The organism is Methylobacter sp. (assembly GCF_030680395.1).
Lineage (GTDB): Bacteria > Pseudomonadota > Gammaproteobacteria > Methylococcales > Methylomonadaceae > Methylobacter_A.
The window spans coordinates 36,730-61,928 of record NZ_JAUXVR010000048.1 but is presented as its reverse complement, the minus strand read 5'-3'; the positions used below and the strand labels follow the sequence as shown (position 1 = coordinate 61,928).

At 49.5% G+C, this 25,199-nt stretch carries 17 protein-coding genes and 2 tRNA genes; 11 read left to right on the top strand and 8 right to left on the bottom strand.

The genetic code is table 11. The features are described from left to right. Positions 1–83 precede the first annotated feature (83 nt). Entirely contained in the window at positions 84–8,735 is an 8,652-nt protein-coding gene (locus Q8L79_RS19885; RefSeq protein WP_370870067.1) for a GH36-type glycosyl hydrolase domain-containing protein, read from the top strand. Between the two features lie 174 nt (positions 8,736–8,909). On the opposite strand, the gene Q8L79_RS19880 is transcribed toward Q8L79_RS19885, so the two are convergent. Beyond that, positions 8,910–9,536 carry a septal ring lytic transglycosylase RlpA family protein gene (locus Q8L79_RS19880; protein ID WP_305274435.1) on the bottom strand — a complete coding sequence of 209 codons (627 nt, stop codon included), beginning with the start codon at positions 9,534–9,536 and terminating at the stop codon, positions 8,910–8,912. Between the two features lie 565 nt (positions 9,537–10,101). Between Q8L79_RS19880 and Q8L79_RS19875 the strand changes: the two genes are divergently transcribed. The 10 genes from Q8L79_RS19875 to Q8L79_RS19830 all read left to right on the top strand — a co-directional run bounded on the left by Q8L79_RS19875 (position 10,102) and on the right by Q8L79_RS19830 (position 17,858). Continuing rightward, a tRNA-Val gene (locus tag Q8L79_RS19875) sits at positions 10,102–10,178 on the top strand. 61 nt (positions 10,179–10,239) lie between these two features. After that, entirely contained in the window at positions 10,240–12,147 is a 1,908-nt protein-coding gene (thrS, locus tag Q8L79_RS19870) for a threonine--tRNA ligase (RefSeq protein ID WP_305274434.1), read from the top strand. Between the two features lie 21 nt (positions 12,148–12,168). Then, positions 12,169–12,693 (top strand): translation initiation factor IF-3, encoded by a 525-nt coding sequence (gene infC, locus Q8L79_RS19865; RefSeq protein WP_081466944.1) that lies wholly within the window; start codon positions 12,169–12,171, stop codon positions 12,691–12,693. A gap of 178 nt (positions 12,694–12,871) precedes the next feature. Continuing rightward, positions 12,872–13,069 (top strand): 50S ribosomal protein L35, encoded by a 198-nt coding sequence (gene rpmI / locus Q8L79_RS19860; protein WP_006892999.1) that lies wholly within the window; start codon positions 12,872–12,874, stop codon positions 13,067–13,069. A gap of 15 nt (positions 13,070–13,084) precedes the next feature. Continuing rightward, complete coding sequence (gene rplT / locus Q8L79_RS19855) at positions 13,085–13,447, top strand: 50S ribosomal protein L20 (RefSeq protein WP_292433402.1); 363 nt, start codon at positions 13,085–13,087, stop codon at positions 13,445–13,447. A 131-nt stretch (positions 13,448–13,578) separates the two neighbouring features. Beyond that, a complete protein-coding gene (pheS, locus tag Q8L79_RS19850; protein WP_370870066.1) occupies positions 13,579–14,598 on the top strand; it encodes a phenylalanine--tRNA ligase subunit alpha in 1,020 nt (339 codons plus the stop codon). 68 nt (positions 14,599–14,666) lie between these two features. Beyond that, positions 14,667–17,042, top strand: a complete 2,376-nt coding sequence (gene pheT, locus Q8L79_RS19845; protein WP_305274433.1) for a phenylalanine--tRNA ligase subunit beta — start codon at positions 14,667–14,669, stop codon at positions 17,040–17,042. 2 nt (positions 17,043–17,044) lie between these two features. Then, positions 17,045–17,341 carry an integration host factor subunit alpha gene (gene ihfA, locus Q8L79_RS19840; protein ID WP_006893011.1) on the top strand — a complete coding sequence of 99 codons (297 nt, stop codon included), beginning with the start codon at positions 17,045–17,047 and terminating at the stop codon, positions 17,339–17,341. Further along, positions 17,325–17,678: a MerR family transcriptional regulator gene (locus Q8L79_RS19835; protein ID WP_006893012.1), complete on the top strand. Its 354-nt coding sequence runs from the start codon at positions 17,325–17,327 to the stop codon at positions 17,676–17,678. The genes ihfA and Q8L79_RS19835 overlap by 17 nt, the downstream gene beginning before the upstream one ends. A 103-nt stretch (positions 17,679–17,781) precedes the next feature. Continuing rightward, positions 17,782–17,858: transfer RNA gene (locus Q8L79_RS19830), tRNA-Pro, on the top strand. Between the two features lie 450 nt (positions 17,859–18,308). On the opposite strand, the gene Q8L79_RS19825 is transcribed toward Q8L79_RS19830, so the two are convergent. The 7 genes from Q8L79_RS19825 to Q8L79_RS19795 are packed head-to-tail and all read right to left on the bottom strand — an operon-like array spanning position 18,309 to position 25,148. Then, positions 18,309–18,698, bottom strand: a complete 390-nt coding sequence (locus tag Q8L79_RS19825) for an SMEK domain-containing protein (RefSeq protein WP_305274431.1) — start codon at positions 18,696–18,698, stop codon at positions 18,309–18,311. Positions 18,699–18,745: 47 nt separating this feature from the next. Next, positions 18,746–19,597 (bottom strand): hypothetical protein, encoded by an 852-nt coding sequence (locus Q8L79_RS19820; protein ID WP_305274430.1) that lies wholly within the window; start codon positions 19,595–19,597, stop codon positions 18,746–18,748. Beyond that, a complete protein-coding gene (locus Q8L79_RS19815; RefSeq protein ID WP_305274429.1) occupies positions 19,597–21,219 on the bottom strand; it encodes an AAA family ATPase in 1,623 nt (540 codons plus the stop codon). Before Q8L79_RS19815 ends, Q8L79_RS19820 begins: the two co-directional genes overlap by 1 nt. Before the next feature lie 7 nt (positions 21,220–21,226). Then, positions 21,227–22,876 carry a restriction endonuclease subunit S gene (locus Q8L79_RS19810; RefSeq protein ID WP_305274428.1) on the bottom strand — a complete coding sequence of 550 codons (1,650 nt, stop codon included), beginning with the start codon at positions 22,874–22,876 and terminating at the stop codon, positions 21,227–21,229. Further along, on the bottom strand, positions 22,873–24,471 hold the full coding sequence (locus Q8L79_RS19805; protein WP_305274427.1) for an N-6 DNA methylase: 1,599 nt from the start codon (positions 24,469–24,471) through the stop codon (positions 22,873–22,875). The genes Q8L79_RS19810 and Q8L79_RS19805 overlap by 4 nt, the downstream gene beginning before the upstream one ends. Positions 24,472–24,483: 12 nt before the next feature. Beyond that, complete coding sequence (locus tag Q8L79_RS19800) at positions 24,484–24,891, bottom strand: type II toxin-antitoxin system VapC family toxin (protein WP_305274426.1); 408 nt, start codon at positions 24,889–24,891, stop codon at positions 24,484–24,486. After that, positions 24,891–25,148 carry a type II toxin-antitoxin system Phd/YefM family antitoxin gene (locus Q8L79_RS19795; RefSeq protein WP_305274425.1) on the bottom strand — a complete coding sequence of 86 codons (258 nt, stop codon included), beginning with the start codon at positions 25,146–25,148 and terminating at the stop codon, positions 24,891–24,893. The genes Q8L79_RS19800 and Q8L79_RS19795 overlap by 1 nt, the downstream gene beginning before the upstream one ends. Between the last annotated feature and the right edge of the window lie 51 nt (positions 25,149–25,199).

The window sequence follows — 25,199 nt, the reverse complement described above, 5'->3', positions numbered from 1 at the left end:
CCTCATGGCCAACCTGGACGCGGGAGAGGGATTTTGCGTTTCGCGCTGAATAGTTACTTTTTATTAAAACCCAGAGGATCATAATGACGCTACAACAACGAAGAAGTCATATTAGGGTCGAGCATCCTGGAGGTGAAGAACCTATTCGCTTCGAGTTGTTTAGCATCGAACGGCTCGAACAACATGCAGTGAGTTTAGCGAAAGCGCAAAAAGTCAGTCATCGTAAAAAAGGACGAAAACTGATTCCGCGGGTGAATGATAATGCCAGGGTATTGCTTGAAGCTTATAGAGCTGTCGCCAAGGCAGTACGCGAGCAACATGCCATCACTCCGGCGGCAGAATGGTTGTTGGACAATTTTCATGTGATCGAAGCACAGATCAGCGACATCCAGGTCGACTTATCCGAAAATTATTATCGTGAGTTGCCCAAATTGGCGGAAGGCGCTTTAGCGGACTATCCCCGTGTTTACGGTATCGTCTGGGCATTGGTTGCCCATACCGATAGCCGCTTCGCCCCGGAATTACTGACGCACTTCATCAAGGCTTATCAAAACGTCACTCCGCTCGCGCTGGGTGAACTCTGGGCGATACAGATTACTTTGCGGATGTTGTTGGTGGATAATCTTCGCCGTTTGTCGATTCGTATTATCCGTTCTCAAACCGGCCGCCGACTGGCGGACGAGTTCGTTGATCAGATCGACCAAATTGCCGCCCAGACCGATAAACCCTATTTACCGCTGCCTACCGCGGTATTACCCGATACCCCACTGCGTCAGGCTTACGCGGTCCAGATTTTGCAGCGCTTACACGACCCTCATTCGGGCGCCATGGTCTCTTTAGACTTCCTGAATGACTGGCTCAGCGAGCAAGGCGTCAGCCTTGATGAAATCGTGCATCGCGAACATGCCGATCAGATTGCCGATAACCTGACGGTGCGCAATATTATCACCAGCATGCGCGCCATCTCGGCGTTCGACTGGTCCCAGTTTGTCGAGGACGCGAGCCTGGCGGATGCCTGTCTGCGCGCTCACGACGGCTACGGTACCATGGATTTTGCGACTCGCGATCGTTACCGCCACTCGATTGAGGATCTTGCCAAGCACTCGCAACATTCCGAGATGGAGATAGCTCAAAGAGTGATCGACAAGGTTCAGCGCATCGATGAGCAGTGCAATGCCGACGATCGCCAACAGGAACCCGGCTACTATTTGATCGGTGCCGGACGGTACGCGTTCGAACGGGAAATCAATTATCGGCCTTTGTTGAAACAAAAACTGTTACGCACCTATGTTGCTCACGCGGGACTTGCTTATGTGGGCAGTCTCAGTCTGTTGACACTGTTGTTGCTTGCGTTTCCCTTGAGTGCAAGTCTCGCCGCCGGACTCGGTGGATTTGAGCTATTCCTGATCGCATTGTTCGGTGTGTTTCCCGCATCGGATATCGCCGTTAGCCTAGTGAACCGGCTGATCATTATGCGCTTTCCGCCACGTCATCTGCCAAGGCTTGAGCTGAAAGACGGTGTGCCCGAGACGCTGAGTACCTTTGTTGTGGTACCGACGATGTTTGTCAACGAGGCCGAAGTTAAGAATCAGGTCGAGCAGATGGAGATTCGCTATCTGGCCAATCCGGACGGTCAGGTGCGCTTTGCGTTGTTGTCGGATTGGGCGGACGCGGATCAGGAAACAATGCCGAACGATGACCGCCTGCTAACCATAGCCGTTGCTGCGGTGGCCGCGCTTAATAGCAAGCATAAAGAACAACGATTTTTTGTTTTCCATCGCAAGCGCTTGTGGAATTCCGGCGAAGGTAAATGGATGGGCTGGGAACGCAAGCGCGGCAAGTTGCAGGAGTTCAACCGTCTGTTGCGGGGTGCTGTCGATACCTCATTTCTGCCGACTGACGGCAAACCGGCTGAGGTTCCGCCCGGCGTCTGTTATGTCATTACCCTGGATGCCGACACCAAGTTGCCGATGGGCACCGTAGCCCAATTAGTGGGTGTGGCCGCCCATCCGCTTAACCGGCCGGTGTTCGATCCGGATACCCAGTGTGTCGTGGAAGGCTACGGCATTCTCCAGCCACGCGTTACAGCGACGCTGCCGCAGCAGCAAGAGCGCTCAATGTTTCATCAGATTTTTGCCGGTGTATCCGGCACCGATGCCTATTCCAGCGAGGTATCGGAGCTTTATCAGGATCTGTTTTCACTCGGCACCTACAGCGGCAAAGGCTTATATCACGTAGATACCTTTGAAGCCGCCCTGGCCGGTCGCGTACCGGACAATACCCAGCTCAGCCATGACTTGTTCGAGAGTGTATTCGTACGCTGCGCACTGGTCAGCGATATCGAGTTCTTCGAGGAATTTCCTTCCCACACCGAGGTTGCGGCATCACGGGAACACCGCTGGGCTCGCGGCGATTGGCAACTGTTACCCTGGATCTTCGGAGCTCACGGCAAGGGTATGCCGATAATCGGGCGTTGGAAGATGCTCGACAATCTGCGCCGATCCCTTTCAGCACCCGGTGCTTTCTTTGCACTGGTCGTAACGTGGGCTATTCCCAACGCGCCGCAATTGATGTTGGTCGGGTTTGTAATGACGGCGCTCGGTTTTCCTGTGATTCTGGCGATTACGAGCGGGTTTGCGTTGCCCCGCCGAGGCATCTCGTTGGGAACCTGTTTGCGCGCGGCGGGAGAAAATATGCGCTGTGCAATCGGCAACAGCCTGGTGGCATTGGCTTTACTGGCACAACATACTTGGCTGATGGTGCATGCTATCGTCAGCACGTTGGTGCGACTGTTTATTACTCGAAGCCAATTGCTGAAGTGGGTCACCGCCCTACAGGCAAAAACAGCGTCGAATCATGCATTGAAGAATCTTATCGGTCCGTTGTGCAGTTCCTCCACGATCGTTGTCGGCACTGCTGCCGTCATACTGATTTGTAATCCCGTCGCAATCACGGTCGCTATGCCGTTTCTGCTGTTATGGTGGTTGGCGCCGGTCGTTGCACGGGCGTTGAGCCTGCCGCCCAGGCTGGATCAGGCAGAATCGCTACAGCCGCAGGATAGCGTAAAGTTGCGCTTGATCGGAAGGCGTATCTGGCGTTTTTTTACGACCTTCGTAACCGCAGAAGAGAACCATTTGCCGCCGGATAATTTTCAGGAAGATCCGCTACCCGTTATCGCCCATCGCAGTTCGCCGACTAATTTCGGTCTGTATCTGTTGTCCGTCGTAGCCGCCCGCGATTTCGGCTGGATCGGTTTAATCGACACCGTCGACCGGCTCGAAGCCACGCTGGCCACGCTGATTGCACTGCCGCGGCTGCACGGCCATTTTTATAACTGGTACGATACCCGCGATTTGCATATGCTGGAACCCCGCTATGTATCGACCGTCGACAGCGGCAATCTGGCGGGACATTTGCTGGTGCTGAGCGAAGCGTGTCGGGAAATGCAAAGGCGGCCGCTCGCGCTGTCCACCGCCTTGACCGGCCTGACCGATACCCATCAATTGCTGATGGACTCGCTCGCTAAAATTACCGACGACCGGCGTACGCTGATAACTCTGAAAGAACTGCGGCAAAAAGGAGTCGTGTTCGGCAATCTTTTGGAAAGTCACCCTGCCGACGCGGACGGATGGAGTCTTTTGTGGCGGCAGTTGACACTAGGCGCCGACACTCTACAGGATCTGGCGCGTGCCTATGCCGCCGAGCGCGGCGATACCGACGACAATGAAGTGCTTGTCTGGTCTACGTTGCTGCGCGATGACGTCCGTTCTCACGTGCGCGATGTGGATAGTCTGGTTCCCTGGATCCATTCCCGCTCTGATACTGAATCTAAACAGCTAACGCTGGAGACTCACTTGCGTGATCTTTCCGGCTGCTATGCCCAAGGCTTGGTTGAACTCAAGGCATCAAGCGCACCGGCATCGGGTGACCGGGAAGTCATTTTACAACAGGCCGGAGCGCAAGCCGAAACACTTACGGAGCGTCTGGAAAACATGGTTGTACAACTGGAAGCCTTGTTTCACGAAATGGATTTTCGCTTTCTTTACGACCCTGAATGCCATATGTTTTCGCTGGGATACCGTGTGACGGAAGGCATTCTTGATTCCAGTTATTACGACATGTTGGCTTCAGAAGCGCGCCTTTCCAGTTTCGTTGCCATTGCCAAGCGCGATGTGCCGAGCACGCACTGGTTCCACCTTGGCCGGAGAGTGACGCGTGCCGCGCATGGCACTGTATTGCTGTCGTGGTCGGGGTCGATGTTTGAATACCTGATGCCTTCTCTGGTGACTTTTACCCCGCGTTACAGCCTGCTCGATCAGACTTGCCGTCTGGTAGTGAAGCGTCAGATTGAATACGGCAAGGAACGCGGTGTACCTTGGGGCGTTTCGGAGTCGGCTTTTAACGGGCGCGACCTTTACTTCACTTATCAATATGCCGCTTTTGGCGTACCCGGCCTGGGGATGAAGCGAGGACTCGGCGAAGATTTGGTGGTTGCCCCCTACGCCACAGCCTTGGCGGCGATGTACCTTCCGCATGCCGCGGTGGAAAACTTTGAACGTTTGGAAAAAAAAGGCGCATTAGGGCGCTTCGGCTTTTATGAAGCGCTCGATTTCACTCCGGTCCGGCTTGCGGAAGGCCGGCCGGTCGCGATAGTGCGTTGCTACATGGCCCATCACCAAGGCATGTCGCTGGTAGCTTTCGCCAATGTCGTGCATGACGGAGCGATGCGTCATCGTTTCCACCGTGCGCCGCTGATTCAGGCGGCTGACTTGTTGTTGCAGGAACGCATCCCGCTCGGTGCTGATACGCCTTTTATACCGTTACTTCAGGATCTTTCCGAAGTGAAGGAATCCGTGCAGCCGCCCATTCGGCGCGTACCCTCCCCCACGTCTTCGGTGCCTTCCACGCATTTGTTGTCTAATGGCCGTTATGCGGTGATGATGACTGCCGCCGGATCGGGCTACAGTCTTTGGCGAAACCTCGCAGTGACGCGCTGGCGCGAAGATGCAACGCGGGATGCCTGGGGCAGTTATATCTACCTGCGCGATGTGGCAAGCGGTCAGGTATGGTCTGCCGGCTATCAGCCGACAACGACAGTTCCCGACCACTACGAAGTCGTCTTTGCTGAAGATCGTGTGCGCATTACCCGAACCGACGACGGCATAGTCAGCTCCCTGGAGATCGTCGTTTCGCCTGAGGACGATGCGGAAATCCGCCGCTTGAGTTTGACTAATAATGGACTGCGCGCACGGGAAATCGATATCACCTCTTATGCCGAGATTGTGCTCGCCCCACCTGCTGCCGATATTGCGCATCCCGCTTTTTCCAATCTGTTCGTGCAAACCGAATATCTGCCCCAGGCGCGCGGACTGATTGCACAGCGTCGGCCGCGTACAGCCGACGATCCGAATATCTGGGCAGCCCACGTACTGGCCGACGGCCGAACCGACGACGGACTGCAATACGAAACCGACAGGGCCCGCTTTGTCGGACGAGGACAAACGCTACGGCAACCGATTGCGGTGATGGATGGTCGGCCGCTGACCAACACGGTTGGCGCCGTTCTCGATCCGATCTTCAGCTTGCGCACACGGATACGCATTGCAGCGGGTGCAACCGAACACGTGACATTTACCACCCTGGTCGCCGTCTCGCGGCAGGCAGTGGAAGATCTGGCCGACAAATACCATAACGTGGTGGCGTTCGAGCGCGTGTCCGCGATGGCCTGGACTTACGCCCATATACAGCTGCATCATCTGCGCACCCGGCCGGACGAGGCCCAGCTGTTTCAGGATCTGGCTAACCGCTTGCTGTATATCCATCCCTCGTTGCGTTCAGTCGGCAAATTGATGCAGAGGAATACTTTGAACGTTACCGGATTATGGCGCTACGGCATCTCGGGAGATCGGCCGATCGTGTTATTGCACGTCACAGAGTTCGAAGACCGGACCATCGTTGAACAATTGTTGCGTGCCCACGAGTATTGGCGCATGAAAGGCCTTGCCGTTGATTTAATAATCTTGAACGATAAGGAATTATCTTACGCCGAGGATTTACAGATTTTACTGGAGGGCATGGTGCGCGAAAACAAGGCGTTTTCGGCCCATCAGGAGCTTGAGAACGAGGGTGCGATTTTTGTCATGCGTAGCGACCGGCTTTCGGCAGAAGAACTGATATTACTGCAAACAGTCGCACGCGCCGTGTTGGTCAGCAGTCGAGGTACTTTGGCCGAGCAACTGTTGAGGTACTTACGGCCTGCGGCGGCTTTTGTCGCGCCAAAAACCTTGCCTGCTCCCGCAGCTCATTCGCCATCGTTGGCGGTACCCCCGCTCGAATTTTTCAACGGACTGGGCGGTTTTGCCGAAGACGGACGCGAGTATGTGATTGTGCTCGACAACGGCCAGTGGACACCAGCCCCCTGGGTCAATGTGATCGCCAATGCCGAGTTCGGTTTTATGGTATCGGAGTTGGGTAGCGGTTGTACCTGGTCCGGGAACAGTCGCGAAAACCAGTTGACGCCGTGGTCGAACGATCCGGTCAGCGACTCGCCCGGAGAAGTTTTCTATTTACGCGACGATGACACGAACGAATTGTGGAGTCCGACCGCCCTGCCGATCCGGATCGACAATGCCGGTTACGTGATACGGCACGGACAAGGCTATAGCCGATTCGAGCATGTTTCCCATGGAGTTCATAGCGAGCTGCTGCAATTTGTCAGCCCGGACGATCCGGTCAAAATATCGTCTTTGACGTTGACCAATGTTTCCGGACGGCCTCGCAGACTGACAGTCACGGCCTACGTGGAATGGGTGTTGGGCGCTTCGCGTAGCGTGACCGCCGCTCATGTCATCACCGAACTTGATTCGGATACCGGCGCGCTGTTTGCTTACAATCCCAGAGACGCAGAATTCGGCCATCGCATTGCTTTCGCCGATCTATGCGGCCTACAGACCGGATGGACAGGGGATCGAGCGGAATTCATCGGTCGTAACGGAAGTCTGGCGGCACCAGCGGGCTTGCTAAGTTCGAATGCACTGAAAAACTCGGTTGGCGCGGGGCTGGACCCTTGCGCAGCACAGCAGAGGGTGATTGAGCTTGCGCCTAACGAGCGTACTGAAATCGTGTTTTTGTTGGGGCAAGGCAATGACCGACTCCATGCCCGCGAGTTGGTACAGCGCTGTCGGGCCACCGAAACAGCAACGACGTTTACCCGGGTGAAACAGTTATGGGACCAAGTGCTCGGCAAGGTTCAGGTCAAAACGCCGGATCGGGAACTCGATATTCTGTTAAACCGCTGGCTGCTGTATCAAACCCTGAGTTGCCGCATGTGGGCCAGGGCCGGTTTCTATCAGGTCGGCGGGGCATTCGGCTTTCGCGATCAGTTGCAGGACAGCATGGCCTTGACTGTCGCACGACCCGATCTGACCCGCGCTCATCTGCTTCGTGCCGCCGCGCGCCAGTTTGATGAAGGCGATGTGCAGCATTGGTGGCATCCGCCCTCAGGCCGCGGCGTCCGTACCCGTTTTTCCGACGACCGTATCTGGCTGGCTTATGCGGTATCCCACTATATCAAGGTGAGCGGCGATACCCATGTGCTTGATGAGGAGGTGCCGTTTCTAAACGGCTCTGCGTTGGAACCGGGACAAGATGATGCCTATTACCAGCCGTCCCGGTCGATGCAGCAAGCGAGTCTTTTCGAACATTGCGCGCGTGCGCTCGACCTGAGCCTTGAAACGGGGGCACATGGTCTACCCTTGATCGGGAGCGGCGATTGGAATGACGGCATGAATAGAGTGGGTAATCAAGGCAAAGGGGAAAGCGTATGGCTGGCGTGGTTTCTGATCGCCACGCTTATCGAATTCGCAACGGTGGCTGAAGCGCAGGGAGATAACGAGCGCGCTATCCGCTGGCGTGAGCATGCTGCTCAACTAAAGGTTGCAGTGGAAGCTGAAGGATGGGACGGCGCATGGTATCGGCGCGCCTATTTCGATGATGGCACGCCACTCGGTTCCGCAGACAACGCCGAGTGCCGCATCGACTCGATTGCGCAAAGTTGGGGTGTCATTTCCGGCGCAGCAGAAACCGAGCGGGCGCAACGGGCGATGAATTCGGTGCGGGAATATCTTGTCCGTTACGGCGATGATCTGATGTTGCTATTCACGCCGCCGTTCAACAAGACTGAGCGAGACCCCGGTTATATCAAGAGCTACCCTCCAGGCATACGGGAAAACGGTGGACAATATACCCATGCGGCGGTCTGGTCGGTCATCGCCTATGCCATGCTTGGTGAAGGCGATCAAGCCACGGAACTTCTGCGCATGCTGAATCCAATCAAGCGCTCGTCCAGTCGTACCGGCATTTATGCGTATAAGGTCGAGCCGTATGTGCTGTCGGCAGATATTTATGCCGAGGCGCCCCACGCTCGGCGCGGCGGATGGACTTGGTACACGGGAGCGGCAGGCTGGTATTACCGCGCCGGACTGGAATGGGTATTGGGCTTGCAGGTCCGGGCCGACAAATTGGTCTTTAATCCCTGTATTCCCGGAACATGGGACAGTTACAGTATTGTTTATCAACATGAGAATACTCGCTATGAAATCACGGTTGAAAATCCGGACGGAGCGGCACAAGGTATCGCGATGATAGAGCTGGATGGAGAGCTCCAGTTAAATGCTAATAGCATTACCTTACAGAACGACCGGCAACTGCATCAGGTACGGGTGGTAATGGGTTGAGACCGCCCGGGTGGACTTGCTTCACGTGTGCTGTATCGCTCCCGTCCGCCTGGTAGGCGTCATATTAGCTATAGAATTTACCTGATATAATTTGATTGCTGCCTACCCGGAGCAGATGATTTCTTGATAGCATGTTATGGCGTTAATAGCACAACAAACTACAGATTAAAGCCATTACTGTTTTTTCGATGGTATGGCTTTTTTGGGTTTCTTTTTTGTCTTTCCGGACTGGACGGTGCGGCTCTTTTTCTTGGCGGATTTAGCCTCAATCTTGACCTGAGCGGTGCCATCCTCTTTCATTTTGAGCTTATTAGCCGCTGCGCTGGAAAGATCGATAACGCGATTATCAGCATAAGGTCCACGGTCATTGATTCTGACCTCGACCTTCTTATCATTCTCCAGATTAGTCACTTCGGCTTTAGTCCCCATCGGTAAACTTGGATGAGCGGCCGTCATCTTTTTCTGGTCATAGATCTCGCCGCTGGAAGTCTCACGGCCTTGAAATCCGGGCCCATACCATGAGGCCTCACCAACCTCCTTGTGAACCGGTTTGGTGGCGGCGCCTTCTTTCTCTTGCGGCGTTTGTTTGCCTTGCTCGCTGGAATGTTCCGAGGTGCAGCCGGAAAGAGTCAAGGCGCCGATCAACGTTACTCGCGAGGCCCCTAAAAGCCATTTGCGCAAGAATATGGTAACGCTGAACGTTATCATGACTTTCCAAGATAAGTGTTTTGCACTGGCAATCAAGCGGGATTTCTTGTTGTTGGACGAGGCATCGTAGTATTGAATTGTTTGATAGGACATTATTCTCTCCTGTCGGGAAAATTCCGTCCGTCGGAATTTTCAGGTAAGGATAATCTTTGTAACCCTGTCTCCGCCTGTTGGTCTGGGTGCGATCCGACCTTGACAGCAGCGGTTCGTGCTGCACCTGTCTATAACGCGGTACAGTTGGAAACAGGTCGACTTGCCAGAAAAAGTTCGCCAAACACTACTTCCCGATCCCCAAGATATGATCTCGGTCAGAGCGGTATGAATCGTTTATTTATCATGTCTCTGTCGACCAGTTTAGGACTGCGACTGAATACACTTTTTGCCGCTATGTTCTTTTCGATGTTTATTCTCTATTAGAATTTTACGATATGCCGAATTCCTGCGCGGGTCTGTACGTTAACGCACTGTATGCCCGGCTGTATCGAGAAGAAAAAATATTCAAAACCACAATTTATAGGCGTTATCAAATACCCGATATCGTTGTAGTTACCTCCCTGTTTTTAAAACTATTTTGATGCGGTTGCTGTGAAGAAGCTAACAGAGAGTTGCATAACAAAAATCTATAGGTATAATGTCCTGCTCGAAGTTGAATAGCTTCAGGCGCGTAGCTCAGTTGGTTAGAGCACCACCTTGACATGGTGGGGGTCGGTGGTTCGAGTCCACTCGTGCCTACCAAACATTTAAAGCACTGCACCGCAGTGCTTTTTTTATTGTAGACACTAAACACAGATAAAAAATGCCGGTAATTACCCTTCCCGATGGTTCCAAGCGTGAGTATGATCAAGCCGTAACAGTAATGGACGTTGCGCTGTCTATTGGATCGGGATTGGCAAAGGCCACCTTGGCAGGCAAAGTTAACGGCAATCTGGTCGATGCCGGCACATTAATCGAACAAGATGCAACGCTGCAACTGATTACCACCAAGGATGAAGACGGCATCAGCGTCATTCGTCATTCCACCGCACATCTACTGGCTCAGGCCGTCAAACAGCTATTCCCCTCAGCGCAAGTAACCATCGGACCGGTTATCGAAAACGGCTTTTTTTATGATTTCTCCTATGAAAGACCTTTTACGCCGGAAGACCTGAGCGCAATTGAGAAAAAGATGGAGCAACTGGCTGCTGAAGATTACCCCGTCCATCGTTCGGTGTTATCAAGGGATCAGGCGGTAAAGTTTTTCAGGGATCTGGGCGAGACTTATAAAGCCGAGATTATCGAATCCATCCCCGCCAATGAAGATTTATCTTTATATGAGCAAGGCGGATTTACCGACCTGTGCCGCGGCCCTCATGTACCCAGCACGGGCAAGTTAAAAGCCTTTAAGCTAATGAAGATTGCCGGCGCCTATTGGCGCGGCAATTCCGACAACGAAATGCTGCAACGCATTTACGGCACAGCCTGGGGCGATAAAAAAGACTTGCAGGCTTACCTGCATCGCCTGGAAGAAGCGGAAAAGCGCGATCATCGCAAACTGGCGAAAACACTGGATTTGTTTCATTCCCAAGAAGAAGCTCCCGGGATGGTGTTCTGGCATGAAAAAGGCTGGGTCATTTATCAACAGGTTGAGCAATATATACGCGAGAAGTTACGGGTAAACGGTTACGGCGAAGTTAAAACGCCGCAAGTTGTGGATCGCTCTTTATGGGAGAGATCCGGGCACTGGGAAAAATTCGGTGACATGATTTTTACCACGCATTCGGAGAATCGCGATTACGCGATCAAACCGATGAACTGCCCTTGCCATGTGCAGATTTATAACCAGGGCCTTAAAAGCTACCGTGATTTGCCTATACGTCTGGCCGAATTCGGCTCCTGTCATCGCAACGAGCCTTCCGGCACTCTGCATGGCTTGATGCGGGTCAGGAACTTTGTTCAGGATGATGCGCATATCTTCTGCACCGAAGCCCAGATTCAGGACGAAGTATCGACCTTTATCGATATGCTGTTCGATGTTTACAAAGATTTCGGCTTTGAAGAAGTTATCATAAAATTATCGACCCGCCCAGAAAACAGGGTCGGTGATGATTCGGTCTGGGACAAGGCGGAAAACGCCCTGGAACTGGCACTTAATACCAAAGCATTGAAATGGGATTTGCAGCCAGGCGAAGGCGCTTTCTACGGCCCTAAAATCGAATTCTCATTAAAGGACTGCATCGGACGGGTCTGGCAATGCGGTACGATTCAGGTGGATTTCTCGATGCCGGGTCGTCTGGATGCAACCTATATTGCCGAAGACGGATCAAGACAAGTACCGGTAATGCTGCACAGAGCGATACTCGGCTCACTGGAACGCTTCATCGGTATTTTAATCGAACAACACGCGGGAACCTTCCCACTCTGGCTGTCGCCAGTGCAGGTGGTAGTGATTAATATTACTGACCGACATGCAGAATATGCGTCACAAATTATGCTAGACCTTGAAAAACAAGGTATCCGCGTAAAAATAGACTTGAGAAATGAGAAGATCGGGTTTAAAATTCGCGAGCATTCTATGCAGCGCGTACCGTATCTTGTCATTATCGGTGACAAAGAATTAGAACAACAAAGCATTACGGTACGTACGCAAAAAGGTGATGACTTAGGTAGCCTGTCAGTCCATGAATTTACCGAACGGTTGAAACAAGAGATTACAGGCAGAAAATGAATGATTTTGGAGGATTAGGATATCGCTGCTAAAAAAGATGAAACGCGCCTGAATGACGCAATCACCGCCAGACGGGTGAGAGTTACAGGTGCAGACGGTGAGGCGTTAGGCATTATATCATTAGACGAAGCCAAACAGATTGCTTACGCTGCAGACTTGGACTTAGTAGAAATATCGCCAAATGCGGATCCTCCGGTCTGCAAGGTGATGAACTACGGCAAATACCAGTTTGAGTTAAACAAAAAACTCGCCGTTGCCAAGAAGAAACAAAAACAGGTTCAGGTCAAGGAAATTAAATTCAGGCCTGGAACCGATGAAGGGGATTATCAAGTTAAATTAAGAAGCTTAACCAAGTTCCTTAATGATGGCGATAAAACCAAAATTACCTTGCGCTACCGTGGACGCGAAATGGCTCATCGGGAAATCGGTGTCGATCTGCTGAAACGGATAGAAAAAGATTTGGAAGAGATAGCAATCGTCGAGCAATTTCCTAAAATGGAAGGCCGCCAAATGGTTATGGTTATGGCTCCGAAAAAGAAAAAATAATTGCATAAACGATCGCAACAAAAATCATAGAGACATTATATTTCAACGTCTTTACAGCGGCACAGGATGAGCTGCTAGGTATCATGTAAATGATACTGTTAATTCTTCAGGGCCATGCATTTTGCCTTGCTGGGTTACAACTCAGGGACTTAATATTTTAATTAATTGGAGCAAACAAATGCCAAAGATCAAAACTAACCGTGGAGCTGCCAAGCGTTTCAGACGCACAGGCAACGGCGGTTTTAAATGTGGCCAGTCCCACAGACGTCATATTTTGACTAAAAAATCGACTAAGAGAAAAAGACAGTTACGCTCGCCGGCAACTATCCATCCATCAGATGTGCGCATGGCTGCACGTATGATGCCGTACAGCTAATCTAAGGAGTAGATCATGCCTAGAGTTAAACGCGGCGTAACAGCCAGAGCAAGACATAAAAAAGTATTAAAGCAAGCGAAAGGTTACTATGGCGCACGAAGCCGGGTTTATCGCGTTGCCAAACAAGCGGTCATCAAAGCGGGTCAATATGCGTACCGTGACCGCAAACAGAAAAAGCGTCAATTCCGCGCCTTGTGGATCGTCCGTATCAATGCAGCCGCACGTCTAAGCGGAATGTCATACAGTCGCTTCATCAATGGCTTGACTAAAGCCAATGTTAAGATAGACCGCAAGGTTCTGGCTGATATTGCAGTTCGCGACATTAACGCATTTGCGAAAATTGCGGAAATTGCAAAGGAACATCAAAGTAAACCTTAAGGAACGATCCGGATTTTAATTAACTGAAATCCTACTGTTCCCCCCTCCTCTTTCCGGGGAGGGGCGGAATTAAGGCTTTAAGCCTTTCCCCTTAATAAACTCCCCACTACCCAAACACAGCGAGCTAAACCGTGTCCGCTACCCTAGAAGAAATTCTCGCGCAGGCATTACATCAGCTTCGCGACGCACAAGACCTTAACCAACTCGATCTGGTTCGTGTTCACTATCTCGGCAAAAAGGGTTTATTTACCCTCCAGATGAAAGAACTCGGCGCACTCGATCCTGAGCAAAGACGCGCTGCCGGTCAAGTCATCAACCAAGCCAAAGATCAATTTCAAGAGCAACTGGAAGCCAAAAAAGACTTGCTGCAAAATGCCGCATTAGAAGCAAGACTGGCCAGCGAAGGCATAGACGTTACCCTGCCGGGTAGAGGTCAAGCTGTTGCAGGTTTGCATCCGGTGACTACCACATTACGCCGAATCTCCAAGATTTTTGCCAGCGTCGGCTTTCAAGTCGTTGAAGGACCTGAAATCGAAGATGATTATCATAATTTTGAGGCACTGAATATTCCAGCGCATCACCCGGCAAGGGCGATGCATGACACGTTTTATTTTGATGCCCACACCGTATTAAGAACGCATACCTCGCCGGTACAAATCCGGGTCATGGAATCGGAAAAGCCGCCGCTGAAAGTGATTGCGCCGGGCCGAGTCTATCGTTGCGATTCAGATATTACCCACACGCCGATGTTCCATCAGGTAGAAGGTTTTCTGGTCGATACCGACGTCAGTTTTGCCGACTTAAAAGGTGTCGTTTACGAATTCCTGCGCGCCTTCTTTGAAAAAGACATCCAGGTGCGCTTTAGGCCGTCCTATTTTCCGTTTACCGAGCCATCGGCTGAAGTCGATATCGAATGCGTGATGTGCGGCGGCCAAGGCTGTCGCGTATGTAGTCATACCGGCTGGCTGGAAGTCATGGGCTGCGGCATGATACATCCCGAAGTGTTCAAGGCAGTCAACATCGACAGCGAGACCTATAGTGGCTTTGCCTTTGGCATGGGCGTGGAGCGTCTCGCGATGTTGCGTTACGGCATTAACGATTTAAGATTATTTTTTGAAAATGATCTTAAATTTTTGGAACAATTTAATTAAACAGGTGCCGCGCCTGCTCCCGGCAGGCTTACGGCATACACCCCATCCTTGTAGATAAAGTTTGAGTTATGCAAATTAGTGAAGCCTGGTTAAGAGAATATGTCAATCCGGCAATAAGCACAGAACAACTGGTCGAGCAATTGACCATGGCAGGCCTTGAGGTCGATTCGGTAACGCCTGCTGCGGCAGTATTCAACGGCGTGGTTGTCGGCGAAGTTCTCGCGATGGAGCAACATCCCGATGCCGACCGCCTCAGAGTTTGCCAAGTCGCGGTAGGCGAAGCGGAACCTTTGCAAATCGTCTGCGGCGCCAGCAACGTTCGTGTCGGCTTAAAAATCCCTGCGGCATTGATCGGTGCGGCATTGCCGGGCGATTTTAAGATCAAAAAATCCAAACTCCGTGGTATAGAATCCTTTGGCATGTTGTGTTCCGAAAAAGAGCTGGGCTTGGCTACCGATGCCAACGGCTTAATGGAACTGGCTGCCGATGCCCCGGTAGGTATTGATATACGTGACTACCTGTCGCTCAACGACAATATCATCGAAGTCGACTTGACCCCCAACAGAGCCGATTGCCTGAGCGTTGAAGGCATTGCCCGCGAAGTGGCGGTACTCAATAAAATGGACTGGTCGGCCACTCAAGTCGAAACAGCCGCTGTCAGCCATGCAGACACCCTGACTGTTTCCGTAGCGGCTACAGACGCGTGTCCTCGCTATTTGGGCCGACTAATTAAAGGCGTAAATCCTAAAGCCGAAACCCCGTTATGGATGCAGGAACGTCTGCGTCGCTCGGGCGTAAGAAGCTTGAGTGCTGTGGTCGATGTTACCAATTATGTCTTGATCGAATTAGGCCAACCGCTACACGCCTTCGATGCCGCCAAATTAACCGGCAACATTAATGTGCGCTATGCTCAAACCGATGAAACCGTTGCCCTGTTAAACGGCCAGACCATTAAGCTGGACAACGAAACTCTGGTTATCGCCGACGATAAACAAGCGTTGGCCTTGGCAGGCGTAATGGGCGGCAGCGAATCCGCAGTTAGCGACGAAACGCAGGATGTGTTTCTGGAATGCGCATTTTTCACTCCGCTAAGCATTGCCGGTAAAGCGAGAAACTACGGGCTGCACACTGATTCATCGCACCGCTTTGAACGCGGCGTAGATCCAACCTTGCAGGAACGCGCCATAGAACGCGCCACGCAATTGATTATCGACATTGCAGGCGGCAGCGTCGGTGCAATCACCGACGTAACGACGGCAGCTACCCTGCCGCAACGCCCGGCCGTATTGCTCAGAAAGCAGCGACTGGAAAAAACGTTGGGTATCGCTCTGGAAAATGAACAAATTATCGATATTTTTCAACGCTTAGGCATGTTGGTACAAACGCAGCAGGATGACTGGTCTGTAACGCCGCCGGGATGCCGTTTCGACATCGCTATCGAAGCCGATCTGATCGAGGAAATCGCGCGTATTGTCGGCTACAACAACCTGCCGAACAGCAGCCTGTTAATGCGTTCTGAACTTGGCAAAGCTACCGAAACGGTTCTGGATCTGGATCGCGTTAAAGATTTACTGGTTGACCGAGGCTATCAGGAAGCAATTACCTATAGCTTTGTCGATGAAGAGATACAACAAGCGGTCGCCCCTGACGACGAGATTATCCGGCTAAAAAATCCGATTTCATCCGACTTATCGGTGATGCGCACTACCCTTTGGTGCGGTTTACTGAAGGCTGCCCTGCACAATACCAATCGCCAACAAAACAGGGTTCGTTTTTTTGAAACCGGCCTGCGTTTTGTAAACAAAGACCAAAACATGCAACAGCAAAAGATGCTGTCCGGCCTCGTCTTGGGTAGCGCCTATTCCGAGCAATGGGGTATCGCAACCCGCAAAATTGATTTTTTCGATGTTAAAGCCGATGTGCAAGCCCTGTTTTCGTTAACCGGTGCAGATGTGCAATTTGTCCCGGCCAAACATCCTACATTGCATCCTGGACAAACGGCTGAAATCTTGTCGCCGCAAGGACATAAAATCGGCTGGCTGGGCATGTTGCACCCAACACTGGAAAAACAGTTGGGCTTTGATACCCAAGTGTTCCTGTTTGAACTGGATCAGGACCTGTTGCTGAACAAACAAATACCAAAATTCAAGCCGCTGTCAAAATATCCTTCAGTACGTCGCGACATAGCCTTGATTGTTAAGGAAGAAGTCGCCGTCAGCGAGATAATCAATTGCATTAAAGGTTGTGCAGAACAGACTTTACAAGACATAGTGGTTTTTGATATTTATCGTGGAAAAGGTGTCGAAGAAGGCAGTAAAAGCGTTGCTTTAAGTTTAATAATACAAGATTTTTCACAAACGCTAACAGATTCTGAAATAGATGCTATATTTAGCGGACTGTTAGAAACATTGACCACAAAAATAAGTGCAAAGCTGAGGGATTAACGATGGCATTAACTAAAGCCGATTTTGCCGAAAGGCTGTTTGACGAGCTTGGTTTAAACAAGCGCGAAGCAAAAGATATGGTCGAAATGTTTTTTGAAGAAATTAAAGGCTCCCTGGAACACGGCGAGCAGGTAAAAATTTCCGGTTTTGGAAAATTCGAACTGCGTGACAAAAGTAGTCGTCCCGGCAGAAATCCAAAAACTGGCGAAGAAATCCCCATAACAGCCCGTCGCGTGGTAACATTCAGATCAGGTCAAAAACTAAAAGCCAGAGTGGAAGCATATGCTGGAGCCGAGTAATAATAATGAACTGCCGGTCATACCGGCAAAACGCTATTTCACCATAGGTGAAGTTAGTGAATTATGCGGAGTAAAACCTCATGTGCTTCGCTACTGGGAACAAGAGTTTACAGAACTTAGCCCGGTAAAAAGACGCGGTAATCGTCGTTATTATCAGCGTCATGACGTGCTGATGATACGGCAAATAAGATCCTTACTGTATGAACAAGGCTACACTATTGGCGGTGCCAGAGCTCATTTAAGCAGTGATGATGCCAAAGAAGATTCAACCCGCACCAAACAGTTGATTCATCAAATGGTTAGCGAACTGGAAGAAATTCTGGAGTTGTTAAAGTAGATTTTTTCATATGCTGCGGCAAATGTAGTATAATTTGCCACATTGAATTATTAGGGATTGTGTTCACAATCCTTTCAGCTTTAAATTCTTTATTTCAAACTGTCGGGGCGTAGCGCAGCTTGGTAGCGCACTTGTCTGGGGGACAAGGGGTCGTAGGTTCAAATCCTATCGTCCCGACCAATTGAAACAAAGGGTTATAAATCAAAGAATTTGGCAACAAGAGAAAATAGCGGTTTCGGGGTACCATTTTCGAAGTCATTGCCAATTATCACGCATTTTTAACTACCGGCAACGATTGCCCGACCATCATTAAAATATTGGCTCAAAAAAGGCCAGTATCAGAATCTGTTTGCGTTGATTTCCAGCTTTCCCGCCGTTACCTGTTTCAATAACTTCTGGAATTAAATCTGCCACAAATAAAGTAGATGGAAAATATAGTTCAACCAAATTTGCAGTGATTTTTTCAAAAACACCAAAGTCTTCATCAAAGAGCCCTACTTCACAGCCGCTGGTATAGGAACGTAAAATATTAACTGCTTTGTTAAGTATCTAAGAACTGACAGTTGCTGCCTTAGCAGCTAGATCGGAAAAGTCCATCACATAGCGAATAACATCAAATAAAAAGGCCTCCTAAGCACTTTGGTCAATAGCTGACTGCGAATAACTTGGTTGTTTTTTTGTAAGGATAAATACGATCAGTCGATCATATTTATCGTTGAATTTGTATTTCAAGAACGTTGTAATCGAGTCTTTAATTTTTCCAAGGTTGGTAGTCGATGTTACCTGGATAGCAATGCGAGCCAAGTCATCCGCCAGATCAATGCCCGGAAAATTTTGTTTCTCTTCATTATTTAAATTGCGAAGTTGAGCTAATCCGATTAACTCCCGAAACAATCCACAAACAAGATCTTCACAGACTTTATTAATATCAAAATGCCCCATCGAAGATGAGGTTTCAATTTCTCGTGATAAAGAAGTCAGTTCTTCTCTAAATTCGTTTACCAATGATAGGTATTTCAATATCTTTCCAGATTAACTATCTGTTAAAAAATGGCTTTTATTTTTTGCTACAAAAACACGCCAACTAAAAAATCTTCATGCCTATATTTATCGAGGTAAGCCATACAAAAGCTGGAATATGGCGCGAATTTATCGCGCATTCTTCTTAGCGTTTTGATTGTTGTCTCATAAGCGTGGTCATGGGTAGCATCCCCCGTTTCAAGCTTTTTATAGAATTTATCTGCATCCCGAACTAAACCATCCATCTTTTCACGTAACTCGATACGAGCTCTTACAAAATCGCTGTGATTAAGGTTGTAATACTTAATAGAAATATCTGCACGCTGAAAAAGCCTGGGTTTAGCATCACATCCATAACGGGCCATCGCTTCACCGTCATCTTTAAAGGTAATCAAAGCCACATCAGCTGCTTTACATGGATCAAGTAAAATAGGTTGTTCTTCATCACAGTCGCATGTCGGTGTCCACGCACGATTTTGTTCATTCCAAATAGGGAAATGATCTGCTTTACCGCCAGTTTTATCGGTTTCAACGTCACGGCGGCGACGGTTGGCAACAATACAACTGTAACGGTAGTTTTCTAATTTAAATGACAGCCACCAGTAACCAGGATGAGGGTTATCTTTATCATTGACTTCCGCCACACGTTTTTTGGGTCGGTAGTGATCAACGTCGACATCGGTACCTTGTTGGGGAGATTCTGTATACCAACATTTAAAATTAAACAGCTTGGCCAGTTCTTGCTTAATGGCTTTCCAAACATCATCATTTTTATCGATCAATTCAGCCCGTTTTTTTGCGTCTATCTCAGCGAGTAGCTGCGCTTCCAGGTTTTTGACTGTATCTGTCCAGCCATCGGGTAACGTTAATGAACTCGGATTATAATCAATATGCCTCATTATTCAGTTCCGAGCCGTTCTTTTTCCAATATTCGTTGTAAAATTTCCTGCGCTTTTGCTTTTCGTTTAGCACTCACATCTGGCGACGGCTCTTCCTCTGCAAATAATTCAGTATCCATTTTTTTACGAATTTGCAGATATTCTTGGTAATCCTTATCCCAATGGGCGGTAGTAAAGCCTAACGATTCAATCTTTGCGTCCAATGATTTGAGTTCTTGCCGCTGTTCGGCAGTCAACTGATCTAACTCGACTAAAGAACGCCGCTCGCGCAGCAAATCTTCAGTCGGATTATCCAACGTACTGCGCAAGCCAAACATATCGCTGGTAAGAATGCCGCCATAACCCATGCCGCGTGGGCTTTCGGCAGGTGCTTGAGCGTGTACCTGATTGCTTTCGTCCTGCCACATGACCTGTATTTGCTTTTTATCCAATTCAGCAATAGCCAGTGGATGATGAGTCACCATCAACAGATGACTGGTTTCATCATTGGGCTCAACAAATTCACGCAAATACGTTAAATACTTTACCGCCCAAGCTGGGTTTAGATGAGTATCGGGTTCGTCCAGTAAAAATAATGAATCACGACCTCCCGTGAATTTCAGCAAGCCCAGCACCGTCAAAAGCTGTTGCTCACCTTCACTCAGTTCCCGAAAAGTTAATGGCTCGTCACTGGAAGTGACTTTTACGCGCACACTGACTTCAGAAATAATTTCCGATAATAACGTGCTTTCCAGCATTTTGAAGAAGACATCGGGACTCAGCCCTTGCGCGAATTCGCGCAAGCTTTCGACATCGGGCAGAAAGAGATGAAAGAATTCATTTTTCCTCCCCTTACCTGTAAGTGAAGTATTCTCTGGGCGGGTCACCTTGACTGGAGCCAAAGCATAAGGAAACAGCTTGTCGAGAAATTCACGTACTACACCTTTAGCTCCCCAAAACAATTCTTCAGGTTGCGTTACCCAGCTAGTTTTTCGCATAACAAAATGGACAGAATCCAAGCCTTCAATGCCAAGCTGTTCGCGCAAAAAGATTTTTTCTTTATCGTCTTGGCTACTCAAAAAAAACGCCAATAATACAAATTGGCTATGAAAAGGCTTGGCATAAAACAACGGACGAATATCGCCCTTTAGATCAACCTCGCTTTTTAGTAACTTACGGTAAAAATCGGTGCGGTGTTTACGAAAATAATTTTCCAGGCGATCACTGGGGCCGGAATAATAGGCAAACAAGTATTTTGGCAAATACTCTGCCACACCTTTTTTATCGCGTTCGACTTTAGTTATTGATACTGGTTGCGCTAATTCAAGATCATTATTAGAAGCTGACTTGGACACCTTGACATCATATTGCTTGGATAAAGTGCCACGGCTTGGATCGGCATCAACAGTAATCCAACGCGCTTTATCATTCATGCCCAATTTGTAGCGGATTTCATAAGCAAACGGCGGTGCTTCACCCAAATCAAGGTTGCGAAAAATGGCTACCAATGCTTCCACGACATTCGATTTACCTGAGCCATTACGACCGACAATAACGGTCATCAGACTGTCGTCATCAAAATCGACACGCACATTTTCGAGATTCTTAAAACGGGAGCGGACTTCCAGGTAATCTATTTTCATGACTGCATTACTCCGCTATCGAGAAGAATTCTTGATCACCTTGTCGATTGCGCGTAATGGCTTTTGCATTGAGCTGCGTTCGAATATCCAAGAAAAAGGCTTCCAGTTGTTCGGTGCCGGCATCGCCGGGATAACCGGATTGAACCAGCAAATCCTGTGATGATAAAGGCTGGCCTGCTGTTTTTAGTGCTTCAATGATGGGTAATATGCCTTTGGGTTTCATGTTCTCACCTGATTTTTTTAGGATGCGCCGATTCGTTACTTTGTTGTGTTCCAGTCTGTAACGCTCTTCTTTAATCCGTGCCAGCAAGGCTTCGGCGCTATTTTCGCCACTGATAAGATCGGGATTTTGCTCGCGCCAGTCGGCGGTGAGTTCGCCGCGAAAGGCTTTGGCGAGAATGGAATGGGTCAGGTGATTGACACGGACTTGAGCATCTTTGACGCGTTGCTCGATTTGGTCGGCGTAGGTGAGGAGTTGTTCGACCCGTTTAACGATTTCGGTTTGTTCTTCACCATCAGGGATTGCAACAACAAACTTTTTTAAGTCTGCTGGTGATAAATTTGGTTGAAGAGTCTCTGAAAGATTGTCTTCAACTTGAGATTTGAAATAATCAGATTGAAACAGTATTTCAAAATACTTCTTCTCCGACTCATTCTTAAACGTAAATTTGCATACACGTTGATTCAACAGGCCAATTTCTGCATAATCTGGGTATCTACAAATCTTGAGGGTATTGTTAGTGATAGGCCTAGTAAGAGCCATCAATAAATCAGATGGTTCAACTTTAAATTTTGAATGAATTTCCAAAAAACTTGCAGGCAAGAATTGCTGATTTTTAATTTCAAATTCACCATATTGAATATTAGAAATTTTTATTACTGGAATGCCCGAACCTATAAATTTATCGCTTTTAAAAGCATTGCCAGACAATATCTTGCAACTTTTTTCAAGGGCAGCAATTCTCCAGCACTTTGGAATCAGCAATTCAAAATTATGTTTACTGAGATTTAAATTAACACTGATGTAATCATCACTTCTCCAATCCTCCGTCAACCTCCCACTCACCGCAGCGGCGAGAACGGATTGGCGGAAGCGTTTAAGGATTTTGGGGATGGTGTCGAGGCGAGATTTAAGGATGTCCACCTGTGCCAGCAATTCGTCCAATTTGGCGGAAATATGGTGTTGTTCGGCGAGTGGGGGAAGAAAAAACTCATGTCCGCGCACATCATCAGATTTTGCTGCTGGATATAAAGCTCCTTGAACTTTCCCTGATATTGAATCGATGAATGGTTTTGAACGTACAAGAGCAAAAATGTATCGACTATCAACTGTGATGGGTTTAATTACCTCAAAACCAGTTGAAGCTATCTGGTAGTCAAGCTCCTGTCCGACAAGTGCAACCGCGTTTAAGTTTGGCCTCGTCAGTGACACTAAAACATCGCCAGTATTTATTACTTTTCGCGCACGACTTGGAGCATCCTTTCCGAGGAGCTTTTGTGGCTCTGAAATCCTCTTTAAACTACGATCAATACTTCCAATGTCAACATAGATAAACTCCTCATCGTCGACGGGCATTCTCTGTTCCCCCTTTGCAGCAATATCGCCAATCCGTGCCACTACCCATCCCTTCGGCAGATCAACATCGGCCGGGCTCATACACGCTCACCCAATCCCAATACCTCCGCCAATAAATCATTTTGCGCTTGCGCCTGATCACCTGCACCCAAAGCCAGCATCAAGCCGTTGAGTTCGCGCAAGGCTTCGGTGAGTTCGCTCATCGCTTCGGCAGCTAAAATATCCGGCTCCGGCAAGCTGGCAGCATCAATACTGTCCTGGTCTTTCAGCCAAGCAATATCTAGCGAATCGCTTTTTTGGGTTTTGATCCAGTCTCGGGAAAAACAGTGCCAGCGGGATTCTGTTTCACCAGTTTCCAGGAAATTGGTGATGTTGCCATCCGCTTCAGCGCGTTCGCTGGCATGAAAGCAATCTTCAAACGGTTGCAGATGCTGGTCGCTAAACGGTGTGCGCTTGCCGAAGCTGGGCATGTTGGTGCGCAGATCGTAGACCCAGACGTTTTGCGTGCAGTTTTCGTCCTGTTCCGGTTTTTCCGCCGTGCCTTTGCTGAAAAACAGCACATTGGTTTTAACGCCCTGGGCGTAGAAAATCCCTGTTGGCAGCCTAAGTATCGTATGCAGGTTGCATTTGTGCATTAAATCGCGGCGGATGTCGGTGCCGACTCCGGCCTCGAACAATACGTTATCGGGCAGCACTACGGCGGCGCGGCCGCCGGGTTTCAGGCTGCGGTAAATGTGTTGCAAAAACGCCAGTTGCTTGTTACCGGTTTTGTAAGTGAAATCGTCACGAGTCGGGCCGCCGCCGCCTTTGGCGGTGCCGAACGGCGGATTGGTCAGTATCACATCGGCTTTGGGCAATTGGGTGCCGGGCAGACCGAGCGTATTGCCCAAATGCACCACGCCTTCGTCGTCGCCTTCCATGCCGTGCAACAAGCAGTTCATCAACGCCAAGCGGCGCGTCCCCGGCACCAGTTCCATGCCGACAAAGGCTTTGTTGCGCTGAAAAGTTCGCTCTCTTTCGGGCAGGCTGTAGTAATCGTCGGTATTGCTTTTGATAAAAGCATCGGCAGCGATTAAAAAACCCGCGGTACCGGCGGCGGGGTCTTGAATCACTTCCCCGGCTTGCGGCTTGGCGCAACGGATGATGCTGTCGATCAACGGGCGCGGGGTAAAATATTGTCCGGCACCGGATTTGGTTTCGCTGGCGTTTTTTTCCAGCAAGCCTTCATATAAGTCACCGAGGCCGTCGCGTTGTGCGCTAAACCAGTCGATAGTGTCCAGGCTTTTAATCAGTTGTTCCAAATGGCGAGGTTCCCTTAAGCGGGTTTGGGCATCGGCATAAATCGCCAAAATCAGCGGATCGGTAATGACGGTATTTTCGATGGTTTTGGTTTCGTCGTTAGGGTCTTTAACAATCTCTTTACCCGTTGAGAGGATGAACAGAATGCGCTTGTATTCGTTCAACAGGTTTAAGCCGCTTTTGTTGTTCAAATCAGGCCAGCGGCAGCCTTCGGGCAGTTTGTGTTGGTCCAGCAATCCGGCTTCGGTATTTTCATATTCCATTTTGATGAACAGCAGCAACACCAGTTCGGTGACGTAATCGCTGTAGTTAATGCCGTCGTCGCGCAGTACGTCGCAAAGGTTCCAGAGTTTTTGAACAATGTCGTTGTTGGTCATAATCCGTTATAGCTAAAGATAGGGGTTGATTAGGCTGACTTGGGTCGGCTCAAAATGGCGGGTATTGCGGGTGGCGACGGTCAGGTTATGTTCCAGCGCGGTCGCGGCAATCATTAAATCGGCGCTGTTATGCCCCAGTTCTCCGCTTAACTGTCCCCAGCGGCGGGCAATACTGACGGATAACGGCAATATGCGCTGTTCGTATCGCTGCAAAATGGTGTCCAACCAGCGTTGCAAATCCTCAGCGAATTCCGGATTATTGCGCCGTTGCTGGATAATGCCGCGTTCAACTTCACCTATGGTAACGACGCTCAGATAAACGTCTAACGAGTTGATGCTATGCAACCATTTTTCCAGATTCTGATCGCGTTGTTTGCTGCGAATGGCTGACAGAATATCGGTGTCCAATAGATAGGGCATTATTCAAAATCCCTGAGCTGTACATCCAGTCGTTCAAATTCGCCATCATCGGCGGGCATACTGAGCAGATGGTCGATAAAGGAAGGCGATTGCGCGGCTTCAAAGCGTTGGAATTTTTCAAACTCTTCAATGGACAGCACGACAGCCGACGGCACGCCACGGCGTGTGATTACCTGAGCTTTGCCTTGCTGTGCAGCATCGACGACGGCACTGAATTTATTTTTAGCGTCTTGTAATGACCATTGCTTGGTTTGCATATCGACCTCTTGAGCTGGCTAGTTGATCTGGCTAGATTATAACAGAGTCCG